Annotated in this window: 22 protein-coding genes; 21 read left to right on the top strand and 1 reads right to left on the bottom strand. The window is 60.1% G+C overall.

The window, feature by feature from the left end; translation table 11 throughout:
* Window positions 1–2 precede the first annotated feature (2 nt).
* Together secF and HU743_RS06170 are read left to right on the top strand one after the other, a co-directional pair.
* Entirely contained in the window at window positions 3–917 is a 915-nt protein-coding gene (gene secF, locus HU743_RS06175) for a protein translocase subunit SecF (protein WP_186647606.1), read from the top strand.
* 121 nt (window positions 918–1,038) lie between these two features.
* Window positions 1,039–1,587 carry a glycine zipper 2TM domain-containing protein gene (locus HU743_RS06170; protein WP_186647605.1) on the top strand — a complete coding sequence of 183 codons (549 nt, stop codon included), beginning with the start codon at window positions 1,039–1,041 and terminating at the stop codon, window positions 1,585–1,587.
* 247 nt (window positions 1,588–1,834) lie between these two features.
* Here HU743_RS06170 and suhB read toward each other — a convergent pair whose 3' ends face one another.
* On the bottom strand, window positions 1,835–2,653 hold the full coding sequence (gene suhB / locus HU743_RS06165; RefSeq protein WP_016773320.1) for an inositol-phosphate phosphatase: 819 nt from the start codon (window positions 2,651–2,653) through the stop codon (window positions 1,835–1,837).
* A gap of 145 nt (window positions 2,654–2,798) precedes the next feature.
* On the opposite strand from suhB, the gene trmJ reads away from it, so the two are divergent.
* The 19 genes from trmJ to der all read left to right on the top strand — a co-directional run bounded on the left by trmJ (window position 2,799) and on the right by der (window position 19,535).
* Entirely contained in the window at window positions 2,799–3,569 is a 771-nt protein-coding gene (trmJ, locus tag HU743_RS06160) for a tRNA (cytosine(32)/uridine(32)-2'-O)-methyltransferase TrmJ (RefSeq protein ID WP_186647604.1), read from the top strand.
* A gap of 3 nt (window positions 3,570–3,572) precedes the next feature.
* On the top strand, window positions 3,573–4,349 hold the full coding sequence (gene cysE, locus HU743_RS06155; protein WP_186549095.1) for a serine O-acetyltransferase: 777 nt from the start codon (window positions 3,573–3,575) through the stop codon (window positions 4,347–4,349).
* A 239-nt stretch (window positions 4,350–4,588) separates the two neighbouring features.
* On the top strand, window positions 4,589–5,080 hold the full coding sequence (gene iscR / locus HU743_RS06150; protein ID WP_186530338.1) for a Fe-S cluster assembly transcriptional regulator IscR: 492 nt from the start codon (window positions 4,589–4,591) through the stop codon (window positions 5,078–5,080).
* A 50-nt stretch (window positions 5,081–5,130) separates the two neighbouring features.
* On the top strand, window positions 5,131–6,345 hold the full coding sequence (locus tag HU743_RS06145; protein WP_186549097.1) for an IscS subfamily cysteine desulfurase: 1,215 nt from the start codon (window positions 5,131–5,133) through the stop codon (window positions 6,343–6,345).
* Window positions 6,346–6,446: 101 nt separating this feature from the next.
* The gene (gene iscU / locus HU743_RS06140) at window positions 6,447–6,833 is read left to right on the top strand and encodes a Fe-S cluster assembly scaffold IscU (protein ID WP_003227907.1); all 387 of its coding nucleotides are present in this window, start codon (window positions 6,447–6,449) and stop codon (window positions 6,831–6,833) included.
* Between the two features lie 23 nt (window positions 6,834–6,856).
* The gene (gene iscA / locus HU743_RS06135; protein WP_186549099.1) at window positions 6,857–7,180 is read left to right on the top strand and encodes an iron-sulfur cluster assembly protein IscA; all 324 of its coding nucleotides are present in this window, start codon (window positions 6,857–6,859) and stop codon (window positions 7,178–7,180) included.
* A gap of 8 nt (window positions 7,181–7,188) precedes the next feature.
* A complete protein-coding gene (gene hscB / locus HU743_RS06130; protein WP_186619860.1) occupies window positions 7,189–7,710 on the top strand; it encodes a co-chaperone HscB in 522 nt (173 codons plus the stop codon).
* A 51-nt stretch (window positions 7,711–7,761) separates the two neighbouring features.
* Window positions 7,762–9,627 (top strand): Fe-S protein assembly chaperone HscA, encoded by a 1,866-nt coding sequence (gene hscA / locus HU743_RS06125; protein ID WP_024014218.1) that lies wholly within the window; start codon window positions 7,762–7,764, stop codon window positions 9,625–9,627.
* Complete coding sequence (fdx, locus tag HU743_RS06120) at window positions 9,627–9,968, top strand: ISC system 2Fe-2S type ferredoxin (RefSeq protein WP_186647601.1); 342 nt, start codon at window positions 9,627–9,629, stop codon at window positions 9,966–9,968. Before hscA ends, fdx begins: the two co-directional genes overlap by 1 nt.
* Before the next feature lie 14 nt (window positions 9,969–9,982).
* On the top strand, window positions 9,983–10,183 hold the full coding sequence (gene iscX, locus HU743_RS06115; RefSeq protein WP_186549101.1) for a Fe-S cluster assembly protein IscX: 201 nt from the start codon (window positions 9,983–9,985) through the stop codon (window positions 10,181–10,183).
* 87 nt (window positions 10,184–10,270) lie between these two features.
* Window positions 10,271–10,696: a nucleoside-diphosphate kinase gene (ndk, locus tag HU743_RS06110; protein ID WP_016773329.1), complete on the top strand. Its 426-nt coding sequence runs from the start codon at window positions 10,271–10,273 to the stop codon at window positions 10,694–10,696.
* A gap of 28 nt (window positions 10,697–10,724) precedes the next feature.
* Window positions 10,725–11,873 carry a 23S rRNA (adenine(2503)-C(2))-methyltransferase RlmN gene (rlmN, locus tag HU743_RS06105; RefSeq protein ID WP_186549103.1) on the top strand — a complete coding sequence of 383 codons (1,149 nt, stop codon included), beginning with the start codon at window positions 10,725–10,727 and terminating at the stop codon, window positions 11,871–11,873.
* 12 nt (window positions 11,874–11,885) lie between these two features.
* Entirely contained in the window at window positions 11,886–12,644 is a 759-nt protein-coding gene (gene pilW / locus HU743_RS06100; protein ID WP_186549106.1) for a type IV pilus biogenesis/stability protein PilW, read from the top strand.
* Complete coding sequence (locus HU743_RS06095; protein ID WP_186647599.1) at window positions 12,644–13,675, top strand: RodZ family helix-turn-helix domain-containing protein; 1,032 nt, start codon at window positions 12,644–12,646, stop codon at window positions 13,673–13,675. Before pilW ends, HU743_RS06095 begins: the two co-directional genes overlap by 1 nt.
* A 3-nt stretch (window positions 13,676–13,678) precedes the next feature.
* Entirely contained in the window at window positions 13,679–14,788 is a 1,110-nt protein-coding gene (gene ispG, locus HU743_RS06090; protein ID WP_003185136.1) for a flavodoxin-dependent (E)-4-hydroxy-3-methylbut-2-enyl-diphosphate synthase, read from the top strand.
* A gap of 22 nt (window positions 14,789–14,810) precedes the next feature.
* Complete coding sequence (hisS, locus tag HU743_RS06085) at window positions 14,811–16,100, top strand: histidine--tRNA ligase (RefSeq protein WP_186549110.1); 1,290 nt, start codon at window positions 14,811–14,813, stop codon at window positions 16,098–16,100.
* 41 nt (window positions 16,101–16,141) lie between these two features.
* The gene (locus HU743_RS06080; protein WP_186549112.1) at window positions 16,142–16,783 is read left to right on the top strand and encodes a tetratricopeptide repeat protein; all 642 of its coding nucleotides are present in this window, start codon (window positions 16,142–16,144) and stop codon (window positions 16,781–16,783) included.
* Window positions 16,776–17,927 carry an outer membrane protein assembly factor BamB gene (bamB, locus tag HU743_RS06075; RefSeq protein ID WP_186647598.1) on the top strand — a complete coding sequence of 384 codons (1,152 nt, stop codon included), beginning with the start codon at window positions 16,776–16,778 and terminating at the stop codon, window positions 17,925–17,927. The genes HU743_RS06080 and bamB overlap by 8 nt, the downstream gene beginning before the upstream one ends.
* A gap of 135 nt (window positions 17,928–18,062) precedes the next feature.
* Window positions 18,063–19,535, top strand: a complete 1,473-nt coding sequence (gene der, locus HU743_RS06070) for a ribosome biogenesis GTPase Der (protein WP_186619871.1) — start codon at window positions 18,063–18,065, stop codon at window positions 19,533–19,535.
* Window positions 19,536–19,565: the final 30 nt, after the last annotated feature.

Below are 19,565 nucleotides of genomic sequence, written 5' to 3'. Positions count from 1 at the left end.
CCATGTTACGTACAATCAACTTCATGGGCGTTCGCAACTTCGCGTTCGGCGTCACGGTTTTTCTGACATTGCTGGCCTTGTTCAGCGTCGCCACCAAGGGCATGAACTGGGGCCTGGACTTCACCGGCGGTACGCTCATCGAGCTGACCTACGAGCGTCCGGCGGATGTCACCAAGGTGCGCGAGCAACTGGCGACTTCCGGCTACCACGACGCCGTCGTGCAGAACTTCGGTGCGACCACCGATCTGCTGGTGCGTATGCCGGGCGAAGATCCGCAGTTGGGTCATCAGGTAGCGGAGGCGCTGCTGAAAGTCGGCGGCGACAACCCGGCGACCGTCAAGCGCGTCGAGTTCGTCGGCCCGCAGGTTGGCGAAGAGCTGCGCGACCAGGGCGGCCTCGGCATGTTGCTGGCGCTCGGCGGCATCCTGATCTACCTGGCCTTCCGCTTTCAGTGGAAATTTGCGGTCGGCGCCATTGTTTCGCTGATTCACGACGTGATCGTGACCATCGGTATTCTGTCGTTCTTCCAGATCACCTTCGACCTGACGGTGCTGGCGGCGGTCCTGGCGATCATCGGTTACTCGCTGAACGACACCATCGTCGTGTTCGACCGGGTGCGTGAGAACTTTCGTGTACTGCGCAAGGCGACGCTGATCGAGAACATCAACATCTCGACCACCCAGACCCTGCTGCGCACCATGGCGACATCGATCTCCACCCTGCTGGCGATCGCGGCGCTGTTGTTCTTCGGCGGTGACAACCTGTTCGGCTTCTCCATCGCGCTGTTCATCGGTGTACTGGCGGGTACCTACTCGTCGATCTACATCGCCAACGTGGTGCTGATCTGGCTGAACCTGACCACCGAGGATCTGATTCCTCCGGCCAACAACGAAAAGGAAGTCGACGACCGTCCATAACGGCGATCGTTTTCCCGGCTGTCAGCCCAAGAAAGGCGCGAGTTGAACTCGCGCCTTTTTTTATGCTCCAAGGCTGGGAGAAGCGCGGGCTTGTCCCGTATGTGATGGTCAGGAGGTTCATGTGAACAAGTCGATGCTGGTTGGTGCGGTATTGGGTGCTGTCGGTGTGACTGCCGGGGGTGCTGTTGCCACCTACAGCCTGGTTAAAAGCGGCCCTGAGTATGCGCAGGTACTGGCCGTGGAACCGGTCAAGACACAGATCAAGACTCCACGTGAAGTGTGCAAGGACGTGACGGTCACTCGTCAGGCGCCTGTGAAGGATCAGCATCAGATCGCCGGTACGGTGGTCGGTGCACTGGCAGGCGGTCTGCTGGGCAATCAGATCGGCGGCGGCACCGGCAAGAAAATTGCCACGGTAGCCGGTGCGGTCGGTGGCGGTTACGCCGGTAACAAGGTGCAGGAGGGCATGCAGGAGCGTGACACCTACACCACCACGCAAACCCGCTGCAACACGGTCAATGACATCAGCGACAAGGTCGTCGGTTATGACGTGCGTTACTCGATCGATGGCAAGGAAGGCAAAGTGCGGATGGATCGCGATCCGGGCAACCAGATTCCGGTCGACAAGGAAGGCAAGCTGGTCCTGTCGCAGAACGAACCGGGTCAGTAACGACCGACTGTTTTACAAGAAGCACCCCGCGGGGTGCTTTTTTTGTGCTCGCGATTCAAGCAACACCGCAATCCCCTTGTAGGAGTGAGCCTGCTCGCGATAGCTATTTATCATTCAAAACAAGTGGTGGCTGAAACACCGCTATCGCGAGCAGGCTCACTCCTACATTGGGTTTGTGGTGTGTTCAGGCAAATTGCAGGCATAAAAAAAGCACCCCGAAAGGTGCTTTTGTGGTTCCGCGAAAAGCTTAGCGCTTCAGCGAAGCTGGCAGGTGCGGCTGGATCGCCGTCAGGACTGCCTTGAAGCATTTGGTGTTGCCGGCAACGATGTGGCCTTTTTCCAGGAAGTCGTGGCCGCCGGTGAAGTCGCTCACCAAGCCGCCGGCTTCCTGAATCAGCAGAGCGCCTGCCGCCATGTCCCACTCGGACAGGCCCGATTCCCAGAACGCATCGAAACGACCGGCAGCTACATAAGCCAGGTCCAGGCTCGCCGAACCGGCGCGGCGGATGCCGGCAGTCTGGCCAACCAGGGCGCGGAACATGCCCAGGTAGTTGTCGAGGTTGTCCATCTGGTCGTCACGGAACGGGAAGCCAGTGCCGAGCAGGGCGCCGTCGAGGCTGGTGCGACCGCTGACGCGCAGGCGGCGACCGTTCAGTTGAGCGCCGCGACCACGGCTGGCGGTGAATTCTTCCTGGCGAACCGGATCCAGAACCACAGCGTGTTCCAGGCGACCACGGTATTTGCAGGCGATGCTGACGGCGAAGTGAGGAATGCCGCGCAGGAAGTTGGTAGTGCCGTCCAGTGGATCGATGATCCACAGGTACTCTTCGCCTTCGATGCCGGTGCCGGCGTGCAGGCCGGTCTCTTCACCCTGGATCGAGTGATTCGGGTAAGCCTTGCGCAGGGCATCGATGATTTTCTGTTCAGCGGCGCGATCGACCTCGGATACATAATCCTTGGCGTCTTTTTCGTCGACCTTGATGGTATCCAGGCGCTCGATGGAGCGGAAGATCAGTTCACTGGCGCTGCGGGCGGCGCGCAGCGCGATATTCAGCATGGGCTGCATGGATGTGTCACCTAAGGTTGTTAAAGAAAGCCGCGCATTCTATCAGAACTTTTCTTCAGGTGAAGGACGCTGTTCGCTTTCATAGCTTAACGGTAGGCTGTTCTGTAAGATTTGCCCCCCTTTCCTGTGTCCGAGAGCGCCTCCCTTGCTGCAGAACATTCGTGTCGTCCTGGTCAACACCAGTCACCCCGGCAACATCGGCGGGGCCGCGCGCGCCATGAAAAACATGGGTCTGTCGCGACTGGTGCTGGTCGAACCGCGGCTCTTCCCGCACCACGAGGCCGATGCCCGCGCCTCCGGTGCGGGGGATATCCTTGAAAGCGCGCAAGTCGTCGCCACCTTGGAAGATGCCCTGGTCGGCTGCAATCTGGTGCTTGGCACCAGCGCCCGTGACCGGCGTATTCCCTGGCCGCTGCTCGATCCGCGCGAATGCGGCAGCAAAGTGGTCGAGGAAGCCGGGCAGGGCGCAGAAATTGCCCTGGTGTTCGGCCGCGAAGATTCTGGTCTGACCAACGAAGAGCTGCAGCGATGTCACTTTCACGTACACATCCCATCTGACCCGACGTTCAGTTCGCTGAATCTTGGGGCGGCGGTGCAGGTGTTGAGTTATGAAGTGCGCATGGCCTGGCTGGCGGCACAAGGTCAGCCGAGCAAGGTCGAGAAAGAAGAAGTGGCTTCGGTGAAAAGTGCCGAGCTGGCGACCATGGATGAGCTGGAGCGATTCTATGAGCATCTGGAGCAGACGCTGGTCGCCATCGAATTCCTCGATCCGGAGAAACCGCGACACTTGATGGCGCGCCTGCGCCGGTTGTACGGACGCAGCTCGGTCAGCCGGGCGGAAATGAATATTTTGCGTGGCATCCTCACGGAAACCCAAAAAGCGGCCCGTGGCGAGCTTCTGAAGCGGAAGGACTAAATGATGTTTGAGCGTTTGCGTGAAGATATCCAGAGCGTATTCCATCGAGACCCGGCGGCGCGTAACGCTTTTGAAGTCCTGACCTGCTATCCCGGCATGCATGCAATCTGGATTCATCGTCTGGCCGGCATGCTCTGGCGCAACGAGCTGAAATGGTTGGCGCGACTGGTGTCGAACTTCGGTCGCTGGCTGACCGGGATCGAGATCCATCCCGGTGCGAAAGTCGGGCGGCGTTTCTTCATCGATCACGGCATGGGCATTGTCATTGGCGAGACCGCCGAGATCGGCGACGACGTGACTATCTATCAAGGCGTGACTCTGGGTGGCACCAGTTGGAACAAAGGCAAGCGCCATCCGACGCTGGGTGATGGCGTGGTAGTCGGTGCTGGTGCCAAGGTGTTGGGGCCATTCACGGTGGGTGCCGGCGCCAAGGTCGGCTCCAACGCCGTAGTGACCAAAGAAGTGCCGCCGGGCGCCACCGTGGTGGGGATTCCGGGGCGGATCATCGTCAAGACCGATGAAGAGCAGGACGCCAAGCGCAAGGCCATGGCGGAAAAGATTGGTTTCGATGCCTACGGTGTCAGTGAAGACATGCCCGATCCGGTGGCCCGCGCCATCGGCCAGTTGCTCGATCACCTGCAAGCGGTGGACGGTCGGTTGGAAGGGATGTGCGGCGCGCTGAAAGATCTGGGCAGCAATTACTGTGCGAAAGATCTGCCTGAGCTGCGCGAAGAAGACTTCGCCAGTGTGAAGGGCAAGGATCAGAGTCAGGCCAGTTAAACCGAGCCGTTGCTATCGCGAGCAGGCTCACTCCTACAGGGGAGCGTATTTCAAATGTAGGAGTGAGCCTGCTCGCGATGAACGATGGCTCGGTATCACTGGCTGTCCGCAACCCGTCTTTGCTATAGTGCGCGCGCTCTTTTGCGGGTAAACCCGACTAAAGCACTAGGTCTTATAGTTGACTTAAATGCTCGGGAATTGCATACTCCCGCCCATTCCGAACTCCGTGGTAACTGTCCATGCGACTGACTACAAAAGGCCGATACGCCGTGACCGCCATGCTTGACCTGGCGTTGCACGCGCAGCACGGGCCGGTGTCTCTGGCCGATATCTCCGAGCGCCAAGGCATCTCCCTGTCCTACCTCGAACAGCTGTTCGCCAAGCTGCGCCGCAGCAACCTGGTTTCCAGCGTTCGCGGTCCGGGTGGTGGCTACCAATTGTCCCGCGAGATGCAGGGCATTCAGGTCGCCCAGGTGATCGATGCGGTGAACGAATCGGTCGATGCGACCAAGTGCCAGGGCCAGGGCGATTGCCATTCCGGTGACACCTGCCTGACCCATCATCTGTGGTGCGACTTGAGCCTGCAGATTCACGAATTTCTGAGCGGTATCAGCTTGGCCGACCTTGTGACTCGCCGTGAGGTACAAGAAGTGGCCCAGCGTCAGGACCAGCGCCGTTGCAGCAGCAAGGCGCCACGCCTGGACAAGATTGAAGCGTCCGCCGTCGAATGACAGCCGAAGAGCTACCCGCGGCACGCCAGCCCTGATTTAGGAGATAGTCCATGAAATTGCCGATTTACCTTGATTACTCTGCAACCACCCCGGTTGATCCGCGTGTTGCGCAGAAAATGAGTGAATGCCTGCTGGTCGACGGAAACTTCGGTAACCCGGCGTCCCGTTCCCACGTGTTCGGCTGGAAGGCTGAAGAGTCCGTCGAAAACGCTCGCCGTCAGGTGGCCGATCTGGTCAATGCCGACCCGCGCGAAATCGTCTGGACCTCCGGTGCGACCGAGTCCGACAACCTGGCTATCAAGGGCGCGGCACATTTCTATGCCTCCAAGGGCAAGCACCTGATCACCAGCAAGATTGAGCACAAGGCTGTCCTCGACACCATGCGCCAGCTGGAGCGTGAAGGTTTCGAAGTGACCTACCTCGAGCCTACCGAAGACGGTCTGATCACCCCTGCAATGATCGACGCGGCACTGCGCGAAGACACCATTCTGGTGTCGGTGATGCACGTCAACAACGAAATCGGCACCGTCAACGACATCGCCGCCATCGGCGAGATGCTGCGCGCCAAAGGCGTGCTGTTCCACGTCGACGCCGCTCAGTCCACTGGCAAGGTCGAGATCGATCTGCAGAAACTGAAAGTCGACATGATGTCGTTTTCCGCCCACAAGACTTATGGCCCTAAAGGCATCGGCGCGCTGTACGTCAGCCGTAAACCGCGTGTGCGCATCGAAGCGACCATGCACGGCGGCGGTCACGAGCGCGGCATGCGTTCCGGTACCCTGGCGACCCACCAGATCGTCGGCATGGGCGAAGCGTTCCGCGTGGCCAAAGAAGACATGGCCGCCGAGAACGTGCGCATCAAAGCCTTGAGCGACCGCTTCTACAAGCAGGTCGAGCACCTGGAAGAGCTGTACGTCAACGGCAGCCTGACCGCCCGCGTTCCGCACAACCTGAACCTGAGCTTCAACTACGTTGAAGGCGAGTCGCTGATCATGGCGCTCAAGGATCTGGCGGTATCGTCCGGTTCGGCCTGCACTTCGGCGTCGCTGGAGCCTTCGTACGTACTGCGCGCCCTGGGCCGCAACGACGAACTGGCACACAGCTCGATCCGCTTCACCTTCGGCCGTTTCACCACCGAAGAAGAAATCGACTACGCCGCGCAGAAAGTCTGCGAGGCCGTTACCAAGCTGCGCGCTTTGTCGCCGCTGTGGGACATGTACAAAGACGGCGTCGATATCTCGAAGATCGAGTGGGCGGCACACTAACTATAGAAGCCGCCGGATACAGACCCTGTAGCGACGCGGCGATTTACGCAGCGCAGTTGCAGGGCCTCAAGAGCGGCCCTGATGAGTGAGGATTGAGAATCATGGCTTACAGCGAAAAGGTCATCGACCACTACGAAAACCCGCGCAACGTCGGCAAGATGAACGCGGAAGATCCTGATGTCGGCACCGGCATGGTCGGCGCGCCGGCGTGCGGCGACGTGATGCGTCTGCAGATCAAGGTCAACGATCAGGGCGTTATCGAAGACGCCAAGTTCAAGACCTACGGTTGCGGTTCGGCAATCGCCTCCAGCTCCCTCGCCACCGAGTGGATGAAGGGCAAGACCCTGGACGAAGCCGAAACCATCAAGAACACTCAGCTGGCCGAAGAACTGGCCCTGCCGCCAGTGAAAATCCACTGCTCGGTACTCGCTGAAGACGCTATCAAGGCGGCTGTTCGCGATTACAAGCAGAAGAAAGGCTTGATCTGATCCGCGTTAGGTAAGGAGTTTCCATGGCTATCCAGATGACAGAAGCGGCTGCTCAGCATATTCAGCGTTCTTTAGCAGGGCGCGGTAAGGGCGAGGGTATCCGCCTGGGTGTTCGCACCACGGGCTGTTCCGGTCTCGCCTATGTACTGGAATTCGTCGACGAAGTGGGTGAAGAGGATCAGGTGTTTGAAAGTCATGGTCAGAAAGTGATCATCGACCCGAAAAGCCTGGCCTACCTGGACGGCACCGAGCTCGATTTCGTCAAGGAAGGGTTGAACGAAGGCTTCAAGTTCAACAACCCCAACGTGCGCGGTGAATGTGGCTGCGGCGAAAGCTTCAACATCTGAGGCTGGTCGTGGGTATTCCTTGTCATTTCGCTTTATTCGAGCTGCAACCGAGCTTCCGCCTGGATCTCGAGCAGTTGGCCACGCGCTATCGTGAGTTGGCGCGCGGCGTTCATCCTGACCGCTTTGCCGACGCTTCCGAGCGTGAGCAGCGCTCGGCGCTCGAGCAATCGGCGCGGCTCAACGACGCCTATCAGACGCTAAAGAGCCCGGCCCAGCGTGCACGCTATCTGCTGAAAATCAGCGGACATGAAGTGCCGATGGAAGTCACGGTCCATGATCCCGAGTTTCTTCTGCAGCAGATGCAATGGCGCGAAGAACTCGAAGATCTGCAGGACAGTGCCGACCTCGAAGGTGTCGCGGTGTTCAAGCGTCGCTTGAAAGCAGCTCAGGAACAACTCAACGAAAGCTTCGCAGCCTGTTGGGATGATGCGGCACAACGCGAGCAGGCCGAACGCCTGATGCGGCGCATGCAATTCCTCGACAAGCTCACCTACGAAGTGCGCCAGCTAGAAGAGCGCCTCGACGATTAACCCAGTGCTGCCCTGATTGCACGCCTGACAGACAGATAAGACCTGATCACCATGGCTCTACTGCAGATCGCCGAACCCGGCCAAAGTCCTCAACCGCACCAGCGCCGTCTGGCTGTGGGGATCGACTTGGGTACTACCAATTCGCTGGTCGCTGCGCTGCGCAGTGGTCTGTCCGAGCCGCTGGCCGACGCCAACGGGCAGGTCATCCTGCCGTCCGCCGTGCGTTATCACGCCGACCGCGTTGAAGTCGGCGAGTCGGCCAAGCTGGCCGCAGCCTCCGATCCTCTGAACACCGTGCTGTCGGTCAAGCGCTTGATGGGTCGTGGTCTGTCCGACGTCAAGCAACTGGGCGAACAATTGCCGTATCGCTTCGTTGGTGGCGAATCGCACATGCCGTTCATCGACACTGTGCAAGGCCCGAAAAGCCCGGTCGAAGTCTCCGCCGATATCCTCAAGGTCCTGCGTCAGCGTGCTGAAGCGACTTTGGGTGGCGAACTGGTTGGCGCGGTAATCACCGTTCCTGCCTATTTTGACGATGCTCAGCGCCAAGCCACCAAAGACGCGGCCAAACTCGCCGGTTTGAACGTATTGCGTCTGCTCAACGAGCCGACCGCCGCAGCCGTGGCTTACGGTCTGGATCAGCACGCCGAAGGTCTGGTGGCAATCTACGATTTGGGCGGCGGCACTTTCGATATTTCGATTCTGCGTCTGACTGGCGGCGTGTTTGAAGTTCTGGCCACTGGTGGCGACAGCGCGCTGGGCGGCGATGACTTCGACCACGCGATTGCCGGCTGGATCATCGAGAGCGCCGGCCTGTCCGCCGATCTCGACCCAGGTGCACAACGCAATCTGCTGCAAACCGCTTGCGCGGCCAAAGAAGCCCTGACCGATGCGGCCAGCGTTGAAGTGGCTTACGGCGACTGGAAAGCGCAACTGACCCGTGAAGCCTTCGATGCGCTGATCGAGCCGATGGTCGCGCGCAGCCTGAAAGCCTGCCGCCGCGCCGTGCGTGATTCCGGCATTGAGCTGGAAGACGTCCACGCCGTGGTCATGGTCGGCGGTTCGACCCGTGTGCCACGCGTTCGCGAAGCGGTTGCCGAAGCCTTCGGTCGTCAGCCATTGACGGAAATCGACCCGGATCAAGTGGTGGCCATTGGGGCCGCGATCCAGGCTGATACCCTGGCCGGCAACAAGCGCGACGGTGGCGAATTGCTGCTGCTCGACGTGATCCCGCTGTCCCTTGGGCTGGAAACCATGGGCGGCCTGATGGAGAAGGTGATTCCGCGCAACACCACCATCCCCGTCGCTCGCGCCCAGGACTTCACCACCTATAAAGACGGCCAGTCGGCCATGGCCATCCACGTCTTGCAGGGCGAGCGCGAGCTGATCAGCGACTGCCGCTCCCTGGCACGCTTCGAATTGCGCGGCATCCCGGCGATGGTGGCCGGTGCAGCGAAAATCCGCGTGACCTTCCAGGTTGATGCCGACGGTCTGCTCAGCGTGTCTGCCCGTGAGTTGGGCTCGGGCGTTGAAGCGAGCATACAGGTCAAGCCGTCCTACGGTCTGACCGACGGCGAAATCGCTAAAATGCTCAAGGATTCGTTCCAGCACGCCAATGACGATAAGGTCGCCCGCGTACTGCGCGAGCAGCAAGTCGATGCCCAGCGCCTGCTCGAAGCCGTGCAGGGTGCTCTGGATGCCGATGGCGAGCGTTTGCTCGACGCCGAAGAGCGCATGGTCATTGAACTGCAAATGCAGGAACTGGCCGAACTGATGAAAGGTACCGATGGTTACGCCATCGAGCAGCAGACCAAACGTCTGTCGCAAGTGACCGATGCTTTTGCCGCCCGCCGCATGGATTTGACGGTGAAAGCCGCTCTGTCGGGGCGCAACCTGAATGAAATCGAGGATATCTGATGCCGCAGGTCATTTTTCTGCCCCACGAGAAGTTCTGCCCTGAAGGCATGGTGGTCGAGGCTGCGCCCGGCACATCGATTCTCGAACTGGCCCACGAACACCACATCGAGATGGAAAGTGCCTGCGGCGGCGTCTGCGCCTGCACCACCTGCCACTGCATCATCCGCGAGGGTTTCGACTCGCTGGAAGAAGCTGACGAGCTGGAAGAGGACTTCCTTGATCGGGCCTGGGGTCTTGAGCCGCAATCGCGTCTGGCCTGTCAGGCCATCGTCGGTGAAGAAGACCTCACCGTCGAGATTCCGAAATATTCGCTTAACCATGCGGCCGAAGCGCCGCACTGACTGGTAAGACTGTCATGAGCTACGGTTGGAATGATGTTCAACGCATTGCCGAAGAGCTGGCCGAGGCCCACGCGGGGCTCGATCCGTACTCGGTAGGTTTCGTCCGTCTGCAGCAGATGATTCTTGAACTGCCAGACTTCGATAGCACTTCTGGCCGTGTCGGCGAGAAGGTGCTCGAAGCGGTTCAGGAGCTTTGGGCCGCAGAATTGGACTGATCGTCTCGCAGGTTAGGCAATACCCAAGAACCCGCGTATAATTCGCGGGTTTAATTTTTCGCAAATTACCGTTTCTGGAGTTACACCATGGCTGTTCAACGTACTTTCTCCATCATCAAGCCTGACGCCGTTGCTAAAAACGTGATCGGCAAGATCACCACTCGCTTCGAAGACGCTGGCCTGCGCGTTGTAGCTTCGAAACTGAAGCAACTGTCCAAAGCCGAAGCCGAAGGCTTCTACGCTGAGCACAGCGAGCGCGGTTTCTTCGGTGACCTGGTTGCTTTCATGACTTCCGGCCCGGTTGTCGTTCAGGTTCTGGAAGGCGAAAACGCTATCGCTCGCAACCGTGAGCTGATGGGCGCTACCAACCCTAAAGAAGCTGCTCCAGGCACCATCCGCGCTGACTTCGCTGAATCGATCGACGCCAACGCCGTTCACGGTTCGGACTCCGAAGCTGCTGCCGCTCGCGAAATCGCTTACTTCTTCGCAGCTACTGAAGTAACCACTCGCTAAGCATTGCTTAAAGAGTGAAGGTGAATCCATGACGACATCGACTGTTAAAACAAACCTGCTGGGTCTGACCCAGCCGGAAATGGAAAAATTCTTCGACTCAATCGGGGAGAAGCGTTTCCGTGCCGGTCAGGTAATGAAATGGATTCACCACTTTGGCGTCGATGACTTCGACGCCATGACGAACGTCAGCAAGGCCTTGCGCGACAAGCTCAAGGCTATTGCTGAAGTGCGTGGTCCGGAAGTGGTCAGCGAGGACATCTCCAGCGACGGCACCCGTAAATGGGTGGTGCGCGTGGCGTCCGGCAGCTGCGTCGAGACCGTGTACATTCCCCAGGGCAAACGCGGCACGTTGTGCGTTTCGTCCCAGGCAGGCTGTGCCCTGGATTGCAGTTTCTGCTCCACCGGCAAGCAAGGCTTCAACAGCAACCTCACCGCCGCCGAAGTCATCGGTCAGGTGTGGATTGCCAACAAATCTTTCGGCAGCGTCCCGGCCACCGTCGACCGCGCCATCACCAACGTGGTGATGATGGGCATGGGCGAGCCGTTGCTGAACTTCGACAATGTCGTCGCCGCCATGCATCTGATGATGGATGACCTCGGCTACGGGATTTCCAAGCGCCGCGTGACCCTGTCCACCTCGGGCGTGGTGCCGATGATCGATGAGCTGGCCAAGCACATCGACGTATCCCTGGCGTTGTCCCTGCACGCACCGAATGACGCATTGCGTAACCAATTGGTGCCGATCAACAAGAAATATCCGCTTAAGATGCTGCTCGAGTCGTGCCAGCGCTACATGTCCGCCCTTGGCGAAAAACGTGTGCTGACCATCGAGTACACCTTGCTCAAGGACATCAACGACAAGGTTGAACACGCCGTTGAAATGATCGAGCTGTTGAAGAACATTCCATGCAAGATCAACCTGATTCCGTTCAACCCGTTCCCGCATTCCGGGTACGAGCGGCCAAGCAACAACGCGATCCGTCGTTTCCAGGATCAGTTGCATCAGGCCGGTTTCAACGTCACTGTCCGCACCACCCGTGGTGAAGACATCGACGCCGCATGTGGTCAATTGGTAGGGCAGGTGCTGGATCGCACCCGTCGCAGCGAACGTTATATCGCCGTGCGCGAGTTGAGCGCCGACAGCGATCTGGCACAGAACGCCGCGAACACTAACTAAGAGAGGATCTCTATGTCCCTGCGCTTTGCGCTGCTGTTGCTGCTGGCCAGCCTGTGTGCTGGTTGTGTCCTGTCGGGTGACTACAACCCGATGAAGACCAGCAAGGGCCGCGATGAAGCGCGGGCCGCCTACGTGCAGCTGGGGCTGGGATACCTGCAGCAGGGCATGACCGAGCGGGCCAAGGTGCCGTTGAAGAAGGCGCTCGATCTGGACAGTTCGGACCCGGACGCCAATGCGGCCCTGGGCCTGGTGTTTCAGGCCGAAATGGAGCCTGCACTGGCCGACGAGCACTTTCGCAAGGCCTTGTCCTCACGTCCCGCCGATGCGCGCATCCTCAACAACTACGGCAGTTTTCTCTACGAACAGCAGCGCTACAAGGAAGCCTACGAGCGTTTTGAACAAGCGGCCGCCGATACCCTGTATCCTGAGCGTTCACGGGTGTTCGAAAACCTCGGCATGACCGCCGCCAAGCTTGGCCAGCGTGATCTGGCACAGCAACAGCTGGAAAAAGCCCTGCGTCTTAATCGCCAACAACCGCGCGCATTGCTGGAAATGGCTGAGTTGTCGTTCGAAGACAGGCATTATGTGCCCGCGCGTGACTATTACGACCGTTTCAGCCAGCTGACCGAACAAAATGCACGTAGCCTGTTGCTCGGCGTTCGGCTGGCAAAAGTGTTTGAAGATCGCGACAAGGCCGCCAGTTACGGCCTGCAATTAAAACGACTCTATCCCGGTACGCCGGAATATCAGCAATACCTGTCGGAGCAATGATGAAAGCGGCGCATCCCGAAGTTGTAGCAGCGAATCGCGTTAACCCCGGTGAGACTCTGCGCCAGGCCCGCGAAAGCAATGGCTGGTCGCTGGCCGAAGTGGCCCTCAAGCTCAACCTCACCGTGACCTCCCTGAGCAATCTTGAAACCGGCGCGTTCGACAAGCTGCCGGGGCATACCTTCGCTCGCGGTTACATTCGCGCCTATGCCAAATTGCTCGGCATGGACCAGACCGTTCTGGTTCAGCAATTCGACCAGTCCACCGGCACCGATTCCCAGGGCAGCAACGTTCATGCTCTCGGCCGCATCGAAGAGCCGGTGCGGGTTTCGCACACCATTTTGCGCATTGTCAGCCTTCTGCTGCTGGTGGCGGTCATCGGCGGCGGTTTCGTCTGGTGGCAGGATCAGACGTCGCTGAGAAGCAAGGACCTGACGACGCTGGCGCCTGAACACGTCGAAGTCGAAGGCGCGGACGGCACCACCCAGATTCATCCGATTGACGAGCCGGAAGACCAGGCCGTCGCCGAGAATCAGGCCGACGGCTCCACCGCTCTCGCGCTGCCGCAGTCGGAAACCAGCGCCGAATCGACGGGCGCCGAGCCTGCCGCACCGGCAACCGGCGCCGCGACGCCTGCACCGGCCGCACCGTCTGCTCCAGCCGCAACCCCAGCCGCTCCTGTTGTCGCCGCACCTGCGACGCCTGCCGCCCCGGCGCCTGCGGTGCCGAACGCGCCTGCGCCCGCCGTGACCGCCCCGGTGGCTCCCGCGCCTGCCGCGGCGCCGGTCGCCGGCCAGGGCCAGGTTGCGGTGCAATTTGTCGCCGACTGCTGGACGCAAGTCACCGATGGCAGCGGTAAAGTCCTGTTCAGTGGTCTCAAGCGTAAAGGCGACAGCCTGTCCGTTGCCGGCAAGCCGCCTTTCGCCGTTCGCCTGGGCTATGCCCGTGGCGCACAGGTCAGCTACAACGGCCAGGCGGTCGATGTCGCTCCGTTCACCAGTGGCGAGACTGCTCGCCTGAAGTTGGGTCAATAAGTCATGCACGGCGAATCTCCAATCAAACGTCGCGAATCGCGCAAGATCTGGGTCGGTAACGTACCGGTGGGCGGCGATGCGCCGATCGCTGTGCAGAGCATGACCAACAGCGACACCAATGACGTGGCCGCCACCGTTGCGCAGATCAACCGTCTGGAAGCCGCCGGCGTCGACATCGTGCGTGTCTCGGTGCCGGACATGGACGCCGCCGAGGCGTTCGGCAAGATCAAGCAACTGGTCAAGGTGCCGCTGGTTGCCGACATCCACTTCGATTACCGGATCGCCCTGCGTGTCGCCGAACTCGGTGTGGATTGCCTGCGCATCAACCCGGGCAACATCGGTCGTGAAGACCGCGTGCGTGCCGTGGTCGATGCCGCCCGCGACCGTGGCATCCCGATCCGCATCGGCGTCAACGCCGGCTCGCTGGAAAAAGACCTGCAAAAAAAATACGGCGAGCCAACCCCGGCCGCGCTGGTCGAATCCGCCTTGCGTCACGTCGAGCACCTCGAACGCCTGAATTTCCAGGACTTCAAGGTCAGCGTAAAGGCCTCCGACGTATTCATGGCCGTCGAAGCCTACCGCCTGCTGGCCAAGGAAATCGTCCAGCCGCTGCACCTGGGTATCACCGAAGCCGGTGGTTTGCGTTCGGGCACAGTGAAATCCGCCGTGGGCCTAGGTATGCTGCTCGCCGAAGGGATTGGCGATACTATCCGCATCTCGCTGGCGGCTGACCCGGTCGAGGAAGTGAAAGTCGGTTACGACATTCTCAAGTCTTTGCATCTGCGTTCCCGTGGCATCAATTTCATTGCCTGCCCGAGCTGCTCGCGGCAGAACTTTGATGTGGTGAAAACCATGAACGAGCTGGAAGGGCGCCTTGAAGACCTGCTGGTGCCGCTGGATGTCGCGGTGATCGGTTGCGTGGTCAACGGCCCCGGCGAGGCCAAGGAAGCCCATATCGGCTTGACCGGCGGCACGCCAAACCTGATTTACATCGACGGCAAGCCGTCGCAGAAACTGACGAATGACAATCTGGTGGACGAGCTGGAAAGGCTGATCCGCCAGAAAGCGGCCGAAAAGGTCGAAGCTGACGCTGCGGTTATCGCGCGTGGCTGATCGAACGAATTAAGGAATCTTTGTGAGCAAGTCTCTGCAAGCCATTCGTGGCATGAACGACATCCTGCCCGAACAGACCCCGCTGTGGCGTTATTTCGAGAGCACTGTCGCGCGTCTGCTGGATAACTACGGTTACAAGCAGATCCGCATGCCGATCGTCGAGTTCACCGAGCTGTTCAAGCGCTCGATCGGTGAAGTGACCGATATCGTCGAAAAAGAGATGTACACGTTCGAAGACCGCAACGGTGACTCCCTGACCCTGCGTCCGGAAGGCACCGCGGCGTGCGTGCGTGCCGTGCTTGAACACGGTATTACCGGTGGTGGCCAGGTGCAGAAACTCTGGTACATCGGCCCGATGTTCCGCCACGAGCGTCCGCAGAAAGGCCGTTATCGCCAGTTTCACCAGATCGGTCTGGAAGTGTTCAACCTCGACGGTCCGGACATCGACGCCGAGCTGATCATCATGACCTGGCGCCTGTGGGGCGAGCTGGGTATCCGTGATGCGGTCAAGCTCGAACTCAACAGCCTCGGCACCAGCGAGTCCCGCGGCCGTTATCGTGAAGCGCTGGTCGAGTACCTCTCGGCGCACCACGACAAGCTCGACGAAGACAGTCAACGTCGCCTGAAGACCAACCCGCTGCGTGTGCTCGACACGAAAAATGCCGACACCCAGGCCGTGCTGGTCGATGCGCCGAAAATGGCCGACTACCTGGACGACGAGTCCCGTGCCCACTTCGAAGGTTTGAAGGCGCGTCTGGATGCCGTTGGCATTCCTTACGTACTCAACCCGAAACTGGTGCGCGGCCTCGATTACTACAGCAAAACCGTATTCGAATGGGTCACCGACAAGCTCGGCGCCCAGGGCACCGTCTGCGCGGGCGGCCGTTACGACGGTCTGGTCGAGCAGATGGGCGGCAAGCCGACCCCGGGCGTGGGTTTCGCCATGGGCATCGAACGTCTGGTCTTGATGCTCGAAACCCTGGAGCAGATCCCGGCGGAAATTTCCCGTCAGGTCGACGTTTACCTCTGCGCCTTCGGTGAAGAGGCCGAACTGGCCGGTCTGGCGCTGGCCGAACGGGTTCGCGACCAACTTCCAAACCTGCGCCTGCAAGTCAATGCCGGCGCTGGCAGCTTCAAGAGTCAGTTCAAGAAGGCCGACAAGAGCGGTGCGCTGTACGCGCTGATCCTCGGTGACGACGAAATGGCCGGGCAAGTGGTAGGTTTCAAACCCCTGCGTGGCCAGGGCGAACAACAAAGCATTGCCTGGGATGCGCTCGCCGCTCACCTGGCCACCTGCGTCGTGCAGGGTTGAAGCTGTCTTAACAGCCGATTTAGCGATTAAGGAGTATTGGGGTGTCGAGTACCGAAGACGAACAGTTGGCGGATTTGAAGGACTGGTGGACACGCAACGGCAAACCTCTGGTCACCGGCGGCCTGTTGGCGCTGGTCATCGTGTTCGGCTGGCAGGCTTATCACAAATATCAGGGCAACCAGTCGCAAGGCGCTTCGGTGCTCTATCAGCAACTGCTGGAAACCACACTGACGCCTGACGGCAAGCCTGATGCCGCCCGCGTTGCGGATCTGGCCGGCAAGCTCAACAGCGAATTCGGCGGCACTGCCTATGCGCAGTACGGCAGCCTGTTCGTCGCGAAAGTGGCGGTCGACAGTGGCAAGCTGGACGACGCGGCGACCGAACTCAAAGCCATCGTCGACAAACCGGCCAACCCGGCGCTGGGCGAAATTGCCCGTCAGCGTCTGGCGCAGGTACTCGGCGCGCAGGACAAGGCCGAAGACGCCCTGAAACTGCTCGATGGCGACGCCGACCAGGCGTTCCTCGCCACTCGCGAAGAACTCAAGGGCGACCTGCTGGTGCGCTTGGGCCGGACCGATGACGCGAACAAGGCGTATCAAAAAGCCAAGGCAGCACTGTCGGATGAAGCGGCGGTCGGTGGCCTTCAAATCAAGCTCGACGACCTGGCCAAAGGGGATGCGTGACGTGATCCGTTGGAAGCATGCAGCATTGCTGGCTCTGGCCCTTCTGGCCGCGGGTTGCAGCAGCAACAGCAAGAAAGAATTGCCACCGGCCGAACTGACCGACTTCAAAGAAGAAGTCGTTCTGCAGAAGCAGTGGAGTCGTTCGATCGGTGACGGTCAGGGCGAAACCTACAACATGCTGGTGCCGGCGATCGACGGTGACACCATCTACGCGGCCGATGTGACGGGCGTGGTGATGGCCATGGATCGCAGCAACGGCGACGTGAAGTGGGACCAGGATCTGGAACTGCCTGTCTCCGGCGCCGTGGGCGTTGGTTACGGCCTCGTACTGATCGGTACGCTGCGTGGCGAAGTCGTCGCTCTGGACACCAGCAACGGTGAAGAGAAGTGGCGTGCCCGCGTCAACAGTGAAGTCCTCGCGCCGCCAGCCAACAACGGCGACGTGGTGGTGGTGCAGACCCAGGACGATCGTCTGATCGGTCTGGATGCGGCCACCGGCAACCAGCGCTGGGTGTATGACAGCACCCCGGCGGTACTGACCCTGCGTGGCACCAGTGCGCCGGTGGTCACCAACCGCCTCGCGCTGGCCGGCCTGTCGACCGGTAAAGTGGTCGCGCTGGACATCTCCAACGGTGTGCCGGTGTGGGAACAGCGCATCGCCATTCCGCAGGGCCGTTCGGAACTGGAGCGCGTGGTCGACATCGACGGCGGCCTGCTGCTGTCCGGTGGCACTCTGTACGTTGCCAGCTATCAGGGCCGCGTCGCGGCGCTGGACGTGGAAAGCGGTCGTCAACTCTGGCAGCGCGATGCCTCGAGCTACGCCGGTATTGCTCAGGGTTTCGGCAGCGTCTACGTGAGCCTGTCCTCGGGCACCGTTGAAGGTGTTGACGAGCGTTCCACCACCGCGCTGTGGAGCAACGATGCGTTGGCCCGCCGTCAACTGTCGGCTCCGGAAGTGTTCTCCAGCTACGTAGCTGTGGGTGACCTGGAAGGTTATCTGCACCTGCTGAGTCAGGTCGACGGTCGTTTCGTCGGCCGCGAGCGCATCGACAGCGACGGCCTGCGTGCCCGTCCGCTGGTGGTGGGCGACACGATTTATGTGTATGGCAACAGCGGCAAACTGGAAGCCCTGACCATCAAGTAACAACTATGCTTGGGGTTGATCCCCAAGCGGCCCTGCATCAGCAGGGTTTGCAGCGCCCCCGGGTGTTGCCCCGAGCACCAGCCGCTGCCTCGCAGCGGCTTTTGTATTTTCTGAAATAACGCAGTGGAGAGCCGCATGGTTCCCGTAATCGCCCTGGTGGGCCGACCGAACGTCGGCAAGTCCACCTTGTTCAACCGCCTGACTCGGACTCGCGACGCCATTGTCGGCGACTTGTCCGGTCTGACCCGTGATCGCCAGTACGGTGAGGCCAAGTGGCAAGGGCGTTCCTACATTCTGATCGACACCGGCGGTATCTCCGGTGACGAGCATGGTATGGACGAAAAAATGGCCGAGCAGTCGCTGCTGGCCATCGAAGAAGCCGATGTGGTGCTGTTTCTGGTAGATGCCAAGGCCGGCTTTACCGCTGCCGACCAGATGATCGCCGAGCATTTGCGCAAACGTAACAAGCGTTCCCACGTGGTTGCCAACAAGGTCGACAACATCGACCCGGAAATGGCCCGCGCCGAATTCGCCCCGCTGGGCATGGGTCACGCGATCCCGATCGCTGGTGCCCATGGCCGTGGCATCACGCAATTGCTGGAAGCCGCCCTTGGCGATTTCCCGCGCGATGATGACGAGCTGGCTGAAGGTGAAGAGGAAGAGGTCGTTGCCGAAGGCGAGGAAGCCAAGCGCATTCCTGGCCCGAGCGAAAAAGACGGGATCAAGATCGCCATCATCGGCCGTCCGAACGTCGGCAAGTCGACCCTGGTCAACCGCATGCTCGGTGAAGACCGGGTAATTGTTTATGACCAGCCCGGCACCACCCGCGACAGTATCTACATCCCGTTCGAACGCAACGAAGAAAAGTACACCCTGATCGACACCGCCGGTGTGCGCAAGCGCGGCAAGATCCACGAAGAAGTCGAAAAGTTCTCCGTGGTCAAAACCCTGCAGGCGATCAAAGACGCCAACGTGGTGATCTTCGTCATGGACGCCCGCGAAGGTGTGGTCGATCACGACCTCAACCTCCTGGGCTTCGCGATCGAATCCGGTCGTGCACTGGTTATCGCCATCAACAAGTGGGATGGCATGACGCCGAGCGAGCGCGACTTCGTCAAGGTCGAGCTGCAACGTCGCCTGTTCTTCGTTGACTACGCTGACATCCACTTTATCTCGGCACTGCACGGTACGGGCGTGGGCAACCTCTACGCCTCGGTGCAGAACTCCTTCAAGTCGGCAGTCACCCGCTGGCCGACCAACCGCCTGACCCAGATTCTGGAAGATGCGGTCGGCGAGCACGCGCCACCGATGGTCAACAATCGCCGGATCAAGCTGCGTTACGCTCACCTGGGTGGCGCTAACCCGCCGATCATCGTGATCCACGGTAACCAGATCGAGAAAGTGCCGAAGTCGTATGTGCGCTATCTGGAGAACACTTACCGTCGTGTGCTGAAGCTGGTCGGTACGCCGATCCGCATCGAGTTCAAGGGCGGCGAGAACCCGTACGAAGGCAACAAGAACACGCTGACCGACCGCCAGGTCAACAAGAAGCGTCGCTTGATGTCGCACAACAAGAAAGCCAGCAAGAAGCGCCGCGACAAGAAGTGATTCACTGATTGGTGTGGGGCTTTTGTGGCG

This window comes from Pseudomonas sp. SWRI99 (assembly GCF_014270125.1).
GTDB classification, from domain to species: Bacteria; Pseudomonadota; Gammaproteobacteria; order Pseudomonadales; family Pseudomonadaceae; genus Aquipseudomonas; species Aquipseudomonas hamedanensis.
This window is presented reverse-complemented; position numbering and strand designations above follow the sequence as displayed.

Bases quoted from the DNA above. Each gene is read 5' to 3' on its own strand.
- secF (WP_186647606.1), top strand. From the start codon at position 3: ATGTTACGTACAATCAACTTCATGGGCGTTCGCAACTTCGCGTTCGGC.
- suhB (WP_016773320.1), bottom strand. From the start codon at position 2,653: ATGCAGCCCATGCTGAATATCGCGCTGCGCGCCGCCCGCAGCGCCAGT.
- cysE (WP_186549095.1), top strand. From the start codon at position 3,573: ATGTTTGAGCGTTTGCGTGAAGATATCCAGAGCGTATTCCATCGAGAC.
- iscR (WP_186530338.1), top strand. From the start codon at position 4,589: ATGCGACTGACTACAAAAGGCCGATACGCCGTGACCGCCATGCTTGAC.
- HU743_RS06145 (WP_186549097.1), top strand. From the start codon at position 5,131: ATGAAATTGCCGATTTACCTTGATTACTCTGCAACCACCCCGGTTGAT.
- iscU (WP_003227907.1), top strand. From the start codon at position 6,447: ATGGCTTACAGCGAAAAGGTCATCGACCACTACGAAAACCCGCGCAAC.
- iscA (WP_186549099.1), top strand. From the start codon at position 6,857: ATGGCTATCCAGATGACAGAAGCGGCTGCTCAGCATATTCAGCGTTCT.
- hscA (WP_024014218.1), top strand. From the start codon at position 7,762: ATGGCTCTACTGCAGATCGCCGAACCCGGCCAAAGTCCTCAACCGCAC.
- fdx (WP_186647601.1), top strand. From the start codon at position 9,627: ATGCCGCAGGTCATTTTTCTGCCCCACGAGAAGTTCTGCCCTGAAGGC.
- iscX (WP_186549101.1), top strand. From the start codon at position 9,983: ATGAGCTACGGTTGGAATGATGTTCAACGCATTGCCGAAGAGCTGGCC.
- ndk (WP_016773329.1), top strand. From the start codon at position 10,271: ATGGCTGTTCAACGTACTTTCTCCATCATCAAGCCTGACGCCGTTGCT.
- rlmN (WP_186549103.1), top strand. From the start codon at position 10,725: ATGACGACATCGACTGTTAAAACAAACCTGCTGGGTCTGACCCAGCCG.
- pilW (WP_186549106.1), top strand. From the start codon at position 11,886: ATGTCCCTGCGCTTTGCGCTGCTGTTGCTGCTGGCCAGCCTGTGTGCT.
- HU743_RS06095 (WP_186647599.1), top strand. From the start codon at position 12,644: ATGAAAGCGGCGCATCCCGAAGTTGTAGCAGCGAATCGCGTTAACCCC.
- ispG (WP_003185136.1), top strand. From the start codon at position 13,679: ATGCACGGCGAATCTCCAATCAAACGTCGCGAATCGCGCAAGATCTGG.
- bamB (WP_186647598.1), top strand. From the start codon at position 16,776: ATGCGTGACGTGATCCGTTGGAAGCATGCAGCATTGCTGGCTCTGGCC.
- der (WP_186619871.1), top strand. From the start codon at position 18,063: ATGGTTCCCGTAATCGCCCTGGTGGGCCGACCGAACGTCGGCAAGTCC.